9 protein-coding genes and 3 pseudogenes are annotated in these 12,273 nt (G+C 65.8%); 2 read left to right on the top strand and 10 right to left on the bottom strand.

Annotated elements, in window-relative coordinates:
• Window positions 1-124: 124 nt before the first annotated feature.
• Together H0B43_RS39295 and H0B43_RS39290 are read right to left on the bottom strand one after the other, a co-directional pair.
• Window positions 125-1,465: an MFS transporter gene (locus H0B43_RS39295; protein WP_005568326.1), complete on the bottom strand. Its 1,341-nt coding sequence runs from the start codon at window positions 1,463-1,465 to the stop codon at window positions 125-127.
• Between the two features lie 120 nt (window positions 1,466-1,585).
• On the bottom strand, window positions 1,586-2,131 hold the full coding sequence (locus H0B43_RS39290; RefSeq protein WP_005568328.1) for a hypothetical protein: 546 nt from the start codon (window positions 2,129-2,131) through the stop codon (window positions 1,586-1,588).
• Between the two features lie 201 nt (window positions 2,132-2,332).
• Here H0B43_RS39290 and H0B43_RS39285 point away from each other — a divergent pair.
• Window positions 2,333-3,782 (top strand): annotated as a pseudogene (locus H0B43_RS39285) (IS1380 family transposase).
• Window positions 3,783-4,001: 219 nt separating this feature from the next.
• Here the strand turns inward: H0B43_RS39285 and H0B43_RS39280 are convergent.
• Both H0B43_RS39280 and H0B43_RS39275 read right to left on the bottom strand, forming a co-directional pair.
• Window positions 4,002-4,790 carry an NAD(P)-binding domain-containing protein gene (locus H0B43_RS39280; protein ID WP_185723520.1) on the bottom strand — a complete coding sequence of 263 codons (789 nt, stop codon included), beginning with the start codon at window positions 4,788-4,790 and terminating at the stop codon, window positions 4,002-4,004.
• 122 nt (window positions 4,791-4,912) lie between these two features.
• Window positions 4,913-5,326, bottom strand: coding sequence for a carboxymuconolactone decarboxylase family protein (locus tag H0B43_RS39275; RefSeq protein WP_005562944.1), 414 nt, complete (start codon window positions 5,324-5,326; stop codon window positions 4,913-4,915).
• A gap of 108 nt (window positions 5,327-5,434) precedes the next feature.
• Between H0B43_RS39275 and H0B43_RS39270 the strand changes: the two genes are divergently transcribed.
• On the top strand, window positions 5,435-6,052 hold the full coding sequence (locus H0B43_RS39270) for a TetR/AcrR family transcriptional regulator (RefSeq protein ID WP_005562946.1): 618 nt from the start codon (window positions 5,435-5,437) through the stop codon (window positions 6,050-6,052).
• An 86-nt stretch (window positions 6,053-6,138) separates the two neighbouring features.
• On the opposite strand, the gene H0B43_RS39265 is transcribed toward H0B43_RS39270, so the two are convergent.
• The 6 genes and pseudogenes from H0B43_RS39265 to H0B43_RS39240 all read right to left on the bottom strand — a co-directional run.
• Complete coding sequence (locus tag H0B43_RS39265) at window positions 6,139-6,897, bottom strand: glucose 1-dehydrogenase (RefSeq protein ID WP_005562947.1); 759 nt, start codon at window positions 6,895-6,897, stop codon at window positions 6,139-6,141.
• Window positions 6,894-8,276, bottom strand: a complete 1,383-nt coding sequence (locus H0B43_RS39260) for an NAD-dependent succinate-semialdehyde dehydrogenase (RefSeq protein ID WP_005562949.1) — start codon at window positions 8,274-8,276, stop codon at window positions 6,894-6,896. Before H0B43_RS39260 ends, H0B43_RS39265 begins: the two co-directional genes overlap by 4 nt.
• Window positions 8,277-8,358: 82 nt before the next feature.
• Window positions 8,359-9,984 carry an NAD(P)/FAD-dependent oxidoreductase gene (locus tag H0B43_RS39255; protein ID WP_005562951.1) on the bottom strand — a complete coding sequence of 542 codons (1,626 nt, stop codon included), beginning with the start codon at window positions 9,982-9,984 and terminating at the stop codon, window positions 8,359-8,361.
• A 64-nt stretch (window positions 9,985-10,048) separates the two neighbouring features.
• Window positions 10,049-10,984: an alpha/beta hydrolase gene (locus H0B43_RS39250; RefSeq protein WP_005562953.1), complete on the bottom strand. Its 936-nt coding sequence runs from the start codon at window positions 10,982-10,984 to the stop codon at window positions 10,049-10,051.
• 304 nt (window positions 10,985-11,288) lie between these two features.
• Window positions 11,289-11,600: pseudogene (locus tag H0B43_RS39245) on the bottom strand (integrase core domain-containing protein); the annotation flags it as partial.
• Window positions 11,601-11,628: 28 nt separating this feature from the next.
• A pseudogene (locus H0B43_RS39240) lies at window positions 11,629-12,132 on the bottom strand (IS30 family transposase); the annotation flags it as partial.
• Window positions 12,133-12,273: the final 141 nt, after the last annotated feature.

Genomic DNA, 12,273 nt, shown 5'->3' with positions numbered 1-12,273 from the left:
GGACGGGCAGACCCGAAGGCCCTTCCGCGGTCGAACTTACTCTTGGTTGATGTGATCCAGGGCATACTGCACGGCGAGGGGCGCCGGTATCTGTGCGAAGTCCGGACACCCCTCGCCGGCCCTGTCAGAGCGCGTCGTCTTTCGTTTCCACCAGGGCCTTCGTGCACAGCAGGCTGACCACGCCGAGGACGGCGAGCATCACGCCGATCGCGGCGCTGCCGTACGCGGACGCCAGCGGTGCGGCGATCAGCGGCGGCACGGCACCGCCGAGCACGCCGGCGAGGTTGTAGCCGAGTCCGGCGCCGGTGTAGCGGTAGCGCGTCTGGAACATTTCCGGAAGCAGAGCCCCGCAGGGGCCGTACGCGATTCCGAAGATGGCGAGCGTGACCATCACGCCGATCGTGAACGCGACGGGTGAACCGGTGTCGAGCAGCGGGAACAGCGCGAGCGCCCACACGACGGCCAGTCCGCAGGAGATCATGATGACCCGCCGACGCCCGATCCGATCCGAGTACAGAGCGGAGACGACGATCGTGAATCCGAAGACCACGGCCGAGGCGATCCCGACCGTCAGCACGAACGGGCGGCCGAACCCGAGGGTCTTGGTGCCGTAGCTGGTGAGAAACGCTGTGCCCATGTAGAAGAACGCGAACAGTGTGGCGAGCGCGCCGGCCGAGAGGAGGATCTCCTTGGTCTGGTACCGCCAGGCGTCCATCAGCGGGAGGCTCCGCGGGGTCGCGTCGGCACGGTCGGCCAGCTGGGCCGCGCGGAACACCGGTGTCTCCTCGATCGCCAGCCGCATGTAGAGGCCGATGCCGACCAGGACGGCACTGAACAGGAAGGGAATCCGCCACCCGTACTCGAGGAAGACCTCGTTGGTGTCGCCGAGCAGGGTGCCGGTGACGAGGAACGTGGCACTGGAGAGGATGAAGGCCACCGCGGGGCCGAGTTGCGGGAACATCGCGTAGAGACCGCGCTTGCCCGGGGGTGCGTACTCCGCCGTCAGCAGTGTGGCGCCCGCCCACTCGCCGCCGACGGCGAATCCCTGACCGAAACGCAGCAGCACCAGCAGGATCGGGGCCGCGACCCCGATCGTCGCGGCACCGGGCAGCAGGCCGATCAGGAACGTCGAGACACCCATCAGGATGAGCGTGGAGATCAGCGTCTTCTTACGTCCGATCCGGTCACCGTAGTGGCCGAACAGCATCGCACCCACGGGCCTGGCGACGAACGCGACGGCGAAGGTCGCGAAGGAGGCGACGGTGCCGGCGGTGGAGCCGAGGGCGGGAAAGAACACCGTGGGGAACACCAGGGCTGCGGCGGTGCCGTAGATGAAGAAGTCGTAGAACTCGATGGTCGTGCCGATGCCGCTGGCGATGGCCACCTTGCGGACACTGGTACCGCCCTGGCGCACCGGTGTGGGGGCATGGGGGGCGCCCGCACCCGAGTTGGAGACTGTGGTCACTCGATTCCTCCGTGGTCCGTGGGGAACACCCTGGTGGGCGTATCCCGGATGAGAGGAAAAGTAGTGATCCGGCTCACTGCGTCACCACCCCCGAATAGGGGGGTGGTGACGCGTGTCACGTCACTCGGCGGTGCCGGACGCGCCGAGCAGCTCCTTGCGGAGTTCGGTCCACACGGTGGCGTACGAGTCGATCACGGGTTCCGAGATCCACTTCGTCTCCCCCGCAGCCACTTTCGCGAGGGCGTCGGCGAACAGGTCCTGGTAGCGGGACAACCGGGGCACGAACGCCGACAGGTCGTCGAACACGACCGACGCCCGGCGGTCCAGGTCGGCCAGCTGATCGGCGTCGGCCGAATCGATCAGTCCGACGAACTCCTCATGGAACGGCACGAAGCTCTCGTACACCTCCGCGATGGAGTCCTCGTCGATGGACACCCGCTCGGCGTCGAGCTGATCCTCGAGCTCCGACAGTCCGGCCTCGGTCAGACCGATCCGGCCCTCCGAGACTTCCCGCGCCTTGCCCTGGGTCAGCAGCGCGTCGTAGGCGGCCTGCGCGGACGCGGCGCTCACACCGAGATGCTCGTCCAGAACAGCCGCGCTGACCTGCTCTTTCAACCGGACCGCCTGCAGCAGGGCCAACTCGTCCACATTGCCAGCGAAGGCCATAGATCTCTCCTCAGATCTCTCCTCGTCACACCCCGTCCAGGGCGGTTCTCCGCAGGCCCGGTCGGACCTGCCGCCCTTTAGCCTGGAAGCACCGATTGGTATGAGCGGCTGAGAGTGTCATAAAGGCGAAATGCCCTGTCGTAGTGGAAGAATAGGACTTCTCTAGGGTCGGATTCAGCCACACAGAAGGACATCTCGCGGATGCAACTATCTCACACCCGACCCGTCGCCGCGGCCAGGTTCGACGACCCCAATCTCGTGGCGACCGCCGGCCTGGTGCCGGTGATGGCATTGGCCCAGGCCAGCGGCCTGCTCACCCTCGCCGACGAGCACCTGAGCGTGCCGACGGACAAGGGTGCCAACCCGGGCCGCAAGGTCGGGTCCCTGGTCGGTGGGATGGTCGCCGGCGCCGACAGCATCGCCGACCTGGCACTGTTGCGGCACGGGGCGATGGGGACCGTCTTCGACCGGCCGTACGCACCGTCGACGCTGGGATCGTTCCTCCGTCAGTTCACCTTCGGGCACGTGCGGCACTCGATGCCGTCGCCTCGAGGTTCCTGTGCGCTCTCGCCCAGCGATCACCGCTGGTTTCGGGGATCGGCACCGGCCGGGTGCTGGTCGATATCGACGACACGATCATCGAAGTTCATGGTCACGGCAAGCAGGGTTCCGGATACGGGTACTCCGGGGTCCGCGGTCTGAACGCACTGCTCGCTACAGTCACCACCGACACCTGCGCGCCGGTGATCGTGGGGCAGCGCCTGCGCCGGGGTGCCTGCGGCTCGCCGCGCGGGGCCGCCCGGATGGTTGCCGACGCCCTGGCCACCGTCGACCGCCTCCGCACGGCGGCCACCGATCCAGCCACTGACGCAGCCACGGACGCCACGGACGTACCGAAGGCACTGGTTCGGGTCGACTCCGCGTTCTACGGATACCCCACCCTCGGCGCCGCGATCGCAGCCGGAGCCGACGTCTCGGCGACCGTACGCCTGACCTCCACCATCAAGGGAGCGATCGAATCGATCGACGACGACAACGCCTGGACGCCGATCGAATACACCGACGCCGTCTACGACGAGGACACCGAACAATGGATCTCGCGTGCGGAGGTCGCCGAGATACCGTTCACCGCGTTCGCCTCCCAGAAGAACGCACACCGGATTCCGGGGCGTCTGGTGGTGCGGCGCATCCCCGACCTGCGACCGAAGAGGGACCCGGGCCAAGGTGAGCTGTTCGATATCTGGCGGTTCCACGCGTTCTTCACCACCACCGACTCCGACGAGGTCGGTACCGTCGCCGCGCGGACAAGCTGCACCGTGAGCACGCGATCGTCGAGCAGGTGAACGCGGATCTGAAGAACTCCGCGCTCGCGCATCTGCCCTCGGGCCGGTTCACCGCGAACGCCGCCTGGCCGGTCTGCGCGGTGATGGCCTTCAATCTCACCCGCGCCGCCGGCACCCTCACCGACGACCCGAAGCTGGTCAAAGCGACCACCGGGACCATCCGGCGGACCGTGGTCGCGGTGCCCGCACGCATCGCCTCCTCCGCCCGGAAGTTGACGCTGCACCTACCCACACATTGGCCCTGGGAAACAGGATGGATAGCCCTGTTCGACAACGCATTCGGGCGCTCCGATCCGATCATCGTCTAACACCCGCGATACCTGTCCAGCATCGACGCGAAAGCTCCAGTGGAACAACCCGATACGAGAGATCGGACGATCACCCATGCCCGCACCCCACCCGCTGCCGCACAGCGACACTCACGGCGACCCCATCAGCTGATCGGTGCATTCGGGTTTAGAGGAATGACATCGACGCCGGACCGAGCAGTGGTGACGCGGGAACAGTTTCACCGTCCCGCACGAGGCTCATGCCTGGGGATCGGCGCCGAGCAGCGCTCTCGCCTGAAGGATCGCCTGTTCGACGTCGTCGTCAAGATTTGCGGCGGGCAGTGAACCGAGTTCGCCGCGGAGCAGTCCGACGTCCTTGAGCAGCAAGTCGTACTGGACGTCGACGAGGTTATCGCTCATCCAGCTCTGGCCGGTCGACACGCCGATCACCTCGAAAAGGCCCTTGGCCGGTACCCCGTGCTCGGCCGCGAGGTTGAGCATCCGCGCGGTGGCGGCCAGGTTGTAGGTGGCCAGCGCGTTGTTGAGGAGTTTCACCAGGGCCGGCTGCCCGTAGGACTCCATCGAGAAGACGCGGCCAGAGATGTCGGCCAGCAGCCGGTCCTCCGCGGGGGTGGTGGCGGGTCCGGCGAGGAAGATGGTCATCGAGCCTTGACGGGCACCCTGGGGGCCACCCGAGACGGGGGCCTCGAAGACGCGCCAGTTGCCCGGGGCCGAGGACATGATCTTCCGGGCGTCCGCGGGCGCGAGCGTGGTGTGGACGAAGACGGTCAGCGGCCGCGCGGTGTGGTCCTGGAGCGCCGTGAACACGGACGAGACCTGGTCCGCCAGCCGCACCGCGACGTGAACGCCGTCCACGGACGGCCAGTCGAGTGCCGCCAGGTCGCTGCCGGCCGGCGACGCGGTCTCCTCCGACCACTCGCGGATGCGCTCCGCGTTGAAGTCGTAGCCATAGGCTTCCTGCCCCAGCTCGGCGAGATGTGCGCCGATGTTTCCGCCGATGGGTCCGAGTCCGATTACCAAGTGCATGAGCGTTCCTCGAGTGTGAGAGAGAAGGTTGTGCGAGAAGGTGCCGGACCGGCATAGCAAGTCATCGAGCTGTCGGCGGGTTCGGCGGGCGTCATGAGGACGCCGGTGTGGGCGAAATCGGCTCAGTCCGTCGGGGATTCCGCGTCGAGACCCCGCTCTGCCATGACCTGCTTGACGAGGGTCAGGCCGTTGAGCACGCGCGGGAACCCGATGTAGGGGATGCACTGGATCAGGGCCCCGACGATCTTCTCTTTGGTCAGGCCCACGTTGAAGCCGGTGTTGATGTGCAACTTCAACTGGGGTTCGGTGCCCAGGGCGACCAGCGTGGAGATGGTCACCATCGTCTGCTCCTGCTGGGTCAGGCTGGTTCGGGAATAGATATCTCCGAAGGCGAAGGAGACGATGTAGTCGGACAGGTCCGCGTCCAGGCTCTTGTAGGACTCCACGAGCTTGACGTGGTCGAAGGTGTTCGTGTGCTCGGGTGAGACGAGCTCCATCATGCGGTCGAGGCCGCGCTGGTAGCGATCTGTGGTCATGGGGGATTCCTCTTCGATGTGCCGATAGGCGACGAGCCGTAGCGATAAAACGCTACGTTGCGTAGCGATGTTAGCATCTGCCTGCGGACAATGGAAAGGGCGACCGAAGTGAAATTCTCCAAGGCGGGCGGCGGCGGAACACCCCGGAGCGCAGGATCCGGGCACGACAAACGGCGCGCCCGGACGGAGCGGACGGTCCTCGACGCCACACGGGAATTGCTCGCGGAGAACGGATTCGGCAACCTGACGGTCGAAGGCGTGGCGGCCCGGTCGGGAGTAGCGAAGACCACGATCTACCGGCGGTACCGGTCCAAGAACGATCTGGCACTGGCTGTCCTGCTGGACATGGTCGATGAGGTGAGCACCCAGCCGTATCGTGCGGACACGTGGTCCGAACTGGTGATCCTGGTCGACCGGACCGTCGAGCTCATGTGCACCTCTCTGATGGGCCTGGTCATGAAGGGTCTGGTGTCGGAGGTCGCTGCGGATCCTGAGCTCGCACGTGTCTACCGGGACCAGGTGGTGAGCCACCGGTTGGCGGACGTGAGCGCGCTGGTGGAACGCGGCATCTCCAGAGGAGAGTTGAGGGCTGACCTCGACTCCGAAATGGTCACCGCTCTGTTGCTCGGCCCCATCTATTACCGGTTCTTCCTGAGTGGCGCGCCCATGGACGACGGTTTTGGGCAACGGCTGGTCACCACACTGCGCCCCTCTTTCGCATCCTGATCTGGAGCAGTCCAGAACGGCCGCAGTGCACCGCTCCTCGGCTGATGCCACCCGAGGTGCGGTGCACTGATCAAGCAAAGCCGCTCCTATTGAGCGATGTAGCCGCCGTCGACGACGACTTCGGACCCGGTCATGAACGACGATTCCTCCGAGGCCAGGAACAGCACCACGGTGGACACCTCCTCCGGCTGGGCCGCGCGGCCCAGGATGGTGGTGCCCAAGAGGGCCTTTTCCCCTTCGGGATCGGCCAGGATGTCGTTTGTCATCGCAGTGGCAATGACCCCCGGGTGCACAGAGTTCACGCGAATCCCGAACTCTTGCAGGTCCACTGCAGCGGCCTTCGTCAGAGTCCGCACGGCACCCTTCGATGCCTCGTAGGCGGCCGCATTGGGCGCGCCGATGATCCCGTACATCGATGAGATGTTGACGATCGACGGCGCCTTAGACTCTTTCATCGCAGGGATGATCGTCTTGCAGCCCAGGTACGTGCCCTTGGCGTTGACCGCGAAGATGCGGTCCCACACGTCTTCCTCGGTGTCCTGCAGTGACTTGAAGGCGAGGATGCCCGCATTGTTCACCAGGATGTCGACGCGGCCGTGGGCCTGGACGGCATGGTCGACGACTACCTTCCAGTCGGCCGAACTCGAGACGTCGTGCTGCACGAAAGACGCAGTTCCGCCGTCCTTCTCGATCAGCTTGACGGTCTCCCTGCCACCCTCGACGTCGATGTCGGTGACGACGACGGCGGCACCTTCTTTCGCCAACAGCTGGGCGTGCGTGCGTCCCATGCCTGTGGCACCACCGGTCACGACGGCGATTTTGCCTTCAACACGTTTCTTGGTCATTTCGTTCCCTTCGGATTTCGAACCAGCTTCTTGTTGGCAAACTCGTTGAAGCCGAACTTGGCGAGCTCGCGGCCGAACCCCGACCCCTTGACGCCGCCGAACGGCAGGTCCGGCGAACTCTTGCTGGTGCCGTTGATCCACACCATGCCGGTCTCGAGCTCCTCGGCCACGCGGTCGGCTTTTTCCGGGTCCGAGGTGAACACGCTGGACGAGAGGCCGAACGGGGAGTCGTTGGCCAGGTCGATCGCCTCGTCCATCGACCCGACGCGGTACACGACCGCCACCGGACCGAACAACTCCTCACGGAACGCACGCATCTCACGCGTGACACCCGCCAGGACGGTGGGCGGGTAATACGCCCCGGCCCCCTCCGGCCGGTTACCACCCAAGAGGGCCTCGGCTCCACGGGAGATCGCGTCCTGGACAAGCTCGTCGAGTTCCTCGACCCCCGCGTTCGACGCCATCGGTCCGAGCTTCGTCTCGGGGCTGGTCGGGTCGCCGGGCTGCCAGCCGGCCATCCCGTCGACGAATTTCTGCACGAACTCCTCGTACACACGTTCCTCGACGAGGAACCGCTTCGACGCGGTGCAGGCCTGCCCTCCGTTACCGAGCCGCCCGACGACGGCGGCGGCCGCCGCCGCCTCGACATCGGCGTCGTCGAGGACGATGAACGGGTCCGAGCCGCCGAGTTCGAGCACGCATTTCTTCATGTGCCGGCCTGCGACCTCGCCGACGGCGGACCCGGCCTTCTCGGATCCGGTCAGCGACACACCCTGGACACGGGAATCCGCAACGGTATTCGCGACCTGAGCGGAGGAGATGAAGGCGTTGAGGTACACACCCACGGGCAACCCGGCCTCGGCCAGCACCCGTTCGATGGCGAGGGCGGACTGCGGGCAATTCCGCGCATGCTTGAGGATGATCGTGTTGCCCAACGCGATATTCGGGGCGGCGAAACGGGCCACCTGGTAGTAGGGGTAGTTCCACGGCATGACCCCGACCAGCGGGCCGATCGGCTCGGTGCGCACGACGGCCGTGCCCGGCCCTGTGATGTCGAGGGGCTCGTCCGCCGTGTACTCCTCCACGTGGTCGGCGTAGAACTGGTAGATCGACGCGACCAGCGCCACCTCCCCCTTGGCCTGCGCGATCGGCTTGCCCATTTCCAGGGTGAGGACCTTCGCCAGCTCTTCGGCCTGCTCCCGGTGGATCTCGGCGGCCCGCGTGAGAACAGCGCGGCGCTGCTCCAACGGCGTGGTGCGCCAGGCGCGGTATGCCGCCGTGCTGCGTCCGATGAGATCGTCCAGTTCCGTATCCGAGATCTCCGGGTACTGGGCGATCTGATCCCCGGTGACCGGGTCGATGGTGGTGTACACACCCATGGGTGTTCTCCTGTGTGGTTGAGACGGGGCCGGGTGCCATCGGTCCGGTGGCACCCGGCGGTGCTCGACGAGGACTGTGGCGTCAGGCCGAGATGGTGTCGGCGGATTTCAGCGCGAAGCCGCGGTAACCGTCGGCGGTGACGTCGGCAAGGACGCTGCGGTAGTTGCCCAGGCCACCCAGATAGAACAGGACACTGGGCTTCTTGCCCGGGATGTTCGCGCCGAAGATCCACGAGTCGACCTTCGTGAATACCGTCATGTTGGCGATCTCGGTGCAGGTCTCGGTCCATTCGGCCTCGGCCTCCGGCGTGGGCTCGATCGCACGCAGCCCGGTACGTTTGGCGTAGTCGATGGTGTCGCTGATCCACTCGACCTGCGTCTCGATGCTCGGCGGCAGGTTCGTGAACGGGCCGTTGGGACCCAAAATCATGAACCAGTTGGGGAACTTCGCGGTGGAGATGCCCAGATAGCTGGTGGGCTGCCCGTCCCAGTGGTCGTTGATGTTCAGGCCGCCCCGGCCGCGGATCTCCATCCGCCGGTAATTGCCATCCACCGCATCGAACCCGGTCGCGAAGACGAGCACGTCCAGCTCGTGCAGGACCCCGTCCTCGGTCACCACACCCTTGGCGGTGACCTCGCGGATCGAATTCTCCTTGATAGCGACGGCCTCGACGTTCGGCCGGTTGAAGACCTGGAAATAGCCGTCGTCACAGAGCGGGCGCCGGGCGAACAGGCCGGTCGGCATCAGTTTGCGGGCCGTCTCCGGGTCCTCGATCGTCTCGGCGATCTTGGACCGGATGAACGAGGCCGCGGTCTCGTTGGCCTCCTCGTCCGTGGCAATGTCACCGAAGGTGGCGAACATGAACCGGAAACCGCCTCCATGCTGCCAGGCCTCCTCGTAGACGCGGTTGCGCTCCTCCTCGGAGACGCTCATCGCCGGCACGGCAGACTCCTCGAAGCCGAAGGCCACCGACGAACCCTTGACCTGCGTCCAGATCCCCTCGTACTCCGCCTTGACCGCATCGATCTGCTCCGCGGTCACGGGACGCTTACCAACGGGAACGGAGTACTGCGGGGTCCGGACGAACACGGTGAGGTGCTCGACCTCCGGCGCCAGGGCCGTGATGACCTGCTGGCCGGTGGAACCGGTACCGATCACCCCGACCCGGCGGCCGGCAAGGCTCTTGCCCTCGGGCCAGGCGGCGGTATGGATGGTCTCGCCCTCGAACGTGTCCAGACCGGGCAGGTTCGGGAAGTTGATGGCGGAGAGCAGTCCGACGGCGTTGACGACATAGGTGGCCCGGTACACGGCGCCGGTATCGGTGGTGACCTCCCACAGGCCCTCGTCGTCCAGGTAGATCGCAGACTTGACCTCGGTGCCGAAGCGGAAGTGGCGGCGCAGGTCGAAACGGTCGACGACACCCTCGAGGTACTCGAGGATCTCGGGCTGGGTGATATACGTGTGCTTCCAGGTGCCGTCCTGCAGCAAATCCTCGTCGAAAGAGAAACGGTAGACGTGGCTTTCCGTATCGGAGAGGGCGCCCGGGTAGCGGTTCCAGTACCAGGTCCCGCCGGGACCGTCCGCCTTGTCGAAACCGACCGTGGTGAGGCCGAGTTCGTTGTGCAGCTTGTGGACGGCGTAGATCCCACCGAAACCGGCGCCGATGACAACGGCGTCGACGGTGCGCAAAGAGGTCTGGGCAGACATGGCGAACTCCTGTGTCGTTCTGATGCAGGGAAAGAAGTGGTGAAAGATGAAGGGGGCCGGGTAGTTACGTGCGGTACCAGGCGGCGAGCTTCTCGAACTCCTCGGCCACGAGGGCGGAACGTCCGGCCAGGAACGGGTAGACGTGCTGCTGGCCCTCCCCGATGGACAGGGTGACATCCACACCTGCCGCCCTGGCGCGCTCCTCCACACGGGTGGCGTTGTCGAAGAGCGATTCGACGCTGCCGGCTGTGACGTACAGCCGCGGGAAGCCGGTGAAGTCGGCGTGCAGCGGGTTGGCCAGCGGGGTCGTCGGGTCGATCGTGTCCCCGAGGACGCCGGCGATCATGCCTTCGAGCAGTTCCGGGGTGATCAGGGCGTCGGTCTCGTTGTTGGTGGCAAGCGTCTCGCCCTTGTTCTCCATGTCGAGCCACGGGGAGAAGGCGATGACCCCGCCGGGGCCTTGCTTGTCCTGTTCCTTCAGGGCCAGCGCGATGGCGATGGCGAGGTTGCCGCCGGCGGAATCACCGATGGTGGTGATGCCCTGCGGGGCGATGCCGGAGGCTACGAGCGCATCGAACGCGGCCACCCCGTCCTCGACCTGAGCCGGGTGCTGGAACTCGGGGGCCCGGCGGTAGTCCAGCACGAAGCTGACGGAGCCGAGCGCCTTGGCGACGTGGGCGGCGAGCTTGCGGTGGCTGGCCGCCGAGCCGACGGCGAACCCGCCGCCGTGCGTGTAGAGGAGCACCTCGGACGTGTCCGCTCCCTCCGGCAGGCACCAGATGCCGGGAACTCCGCCGACGGTGTCCTCGCGATACGTCACGCCCTCCGGCTCGACCGTCGGCTGGTGCCACTCGTCGAACAGGGAACGGAACAGGCGCATGGTCAGGTCCGGCGTCGCCGCCATGATCTGGGACCAATCGGCGTAGAGGTCGCGCAGCACGTCCCGGCCTTCGGCATCGGTGGACGTGGCGTTGGGCTGTTCGGAGATGTTGGTGGTCATGGTTGCCTTCGTCTCGGTGTCGGACCAGGTGAGATGCCTCGTCCGCTTTGTTACCCATCTGCCGCGGCCGTCCCGATGTGATGGCCGCCACGGCGCTTGGGTCAACGGTAGGACTTGGTCCCACCCCAATCGTGTTCCGATGTGAAACACTCCGCGCCCGGAACTTGGGCACATGATGAGGAGATCCCTGACAGCCACACTGAATGAGGTGCCCCCGATGCATGCATTTGCCGTCCTCCCCGACGACACCACGATCCACGACCTGGATATTCTGAACTGCCCTGGATCGAGTGGAGACTCCGGTTCAGGCCACCTCAGGGGTTGAGGCGGCGGTGGGACGCTGTTCACGATAGCGGGTCTCGTACTCGATCGGCGACAGGTAGTCGATCGAGGAATGCAGCCGGTCCGCATTGAACCACCGCACCCACTCGGCGGTTTCCCGCTCCACCTCGGCCCGACCGCTCCACGACGCGGCACGGTCGATCAGCTCGGTTTTGTAGAGACCGATCGTCGATTCCATCAATCCGTTGTCGAGGGCGTCCCCGACGCTGCCGATCGAGCCCGCGATGCCCGATTCGGTCAGCGCGTCGACGAAGATCCGTGAGGTGTATTGGGCGAGTTCAACCGGTCGATGCAACACCGGGCTACTGGAGTGAGCGTAGCTGTTCGTCAAAGACCTCGGCGGGGGTTTTCCATCCGAGGACCTTCCGCGGCCTGTTGTTCACAGCCAAGGCGACCGCCTCGAGGTCCTCGACGTTCCACCGAGAGAGGTCGGTTCCCTTCGGGAAGTACTGCCGCAACAGACCATTCGTGTTCTCGTTCGTCGGTCGCTGCCACGGCGAGTGCGGATCGGCGAAGAACACCCTCGTACCGGTATCGAACGCGAACTGGGCATGACCGGAGAGCTCCTTCCCGCGGTCCCAGGTGAGAGTCTTGCGGAGCTGTCCGGGGAGTCCCGTCATCGAGGCCGTCAGAGCGGCGTTCATCGCGACGGCGCCGTAACCGCCGAGCGATGTACCGTTCTTCACGGGTGGTTTCTCGCCCCAGCCCTCCAGCCGAGGAAGATGCACGAGGAGTGTGGATCGGCTGCTGCGCTCGACGAGCGTGCCGATCGCGGACCGGCCCGTCCCGATGATCAAATCACCCTCCTTACGTTGTAGCGGTGGGCGATATCAGGGTCCGGATATAGGGTCTTGATCGCTCTCCTTGGGACAGCGGGTATGGCTGAGATCTCCCTGCCGCGTCGACGGCTCACTGGGAATGGCCGCCCGCTGTCCTGCTGTCAGCTC

The sequence above is a fragment of the Rhodococcus sp. 4CII genome (genome assembly GCF_014256275.1).
Classification (GTDB): domain Bacteria; phylum Actinomycetota; class Actinomycetes; order Mycobacteriales; family Mycobacteriaceae; genus Rhodococcus_F; species Rhodococcus_F wratislaviensis_A.
This window is presented reverse-complemented; position numbering and strand designations above follow the sequence as displayed.

Bases quoted from the DNA above. Each gene is read 5' to 3' on its own strand.
- H0B43_RS39290 (WP_005568328.1), bottom strand. From the start codon at position 2,131: ATGGCCTTCGCTGGCAATGTGGACGAGTTGGCCCTGCTGCAGGCGGTC.
- H0B43_RS39280 (WP_185723520.1), bottom strand. From the start codon at position 4,790: ATGCACTTGGTAATCGGACTCGGACCCATCGGCGGAAACATCGGCGCA.
- H0B43_RS39275 (WP_005562944.1), bottom strand. From the start codon at position 5,326: ATGACCACAGATCGCTACCAGCGCGGCCTCGACCGCATGATGGAGCTC.
- H0B43_RS39265 (WP_005562947.1), bottom strand. From the start codon at position 6,897: ATGACCAAGAAACGTGTTGAAGGCAAAATCGCCGTCGTGACCGGTGGT.
- H0B43_RS39260 (WP_005562949.1), bottom strand. From the start codon at position 8,276: ATGGGTGTGTACACCACCATCGACCCGGTCACCGGGGATCAGATCGCC.
- H0B43_RS39255 (WP_005562951.1), bottom strand. From the start codon at position 9,984: ATGTCTGCCCAGACCTCTTTGCGCACCGTCGACGCCGTTGTCATCGGC.
- H0B43_RS39250 (WP_005562953.1), bottom strand. From the start codon at position 10,984: ATGACCACCAACATCTCCGAACAGCCCAACGCCACGTCCACCGATGCC.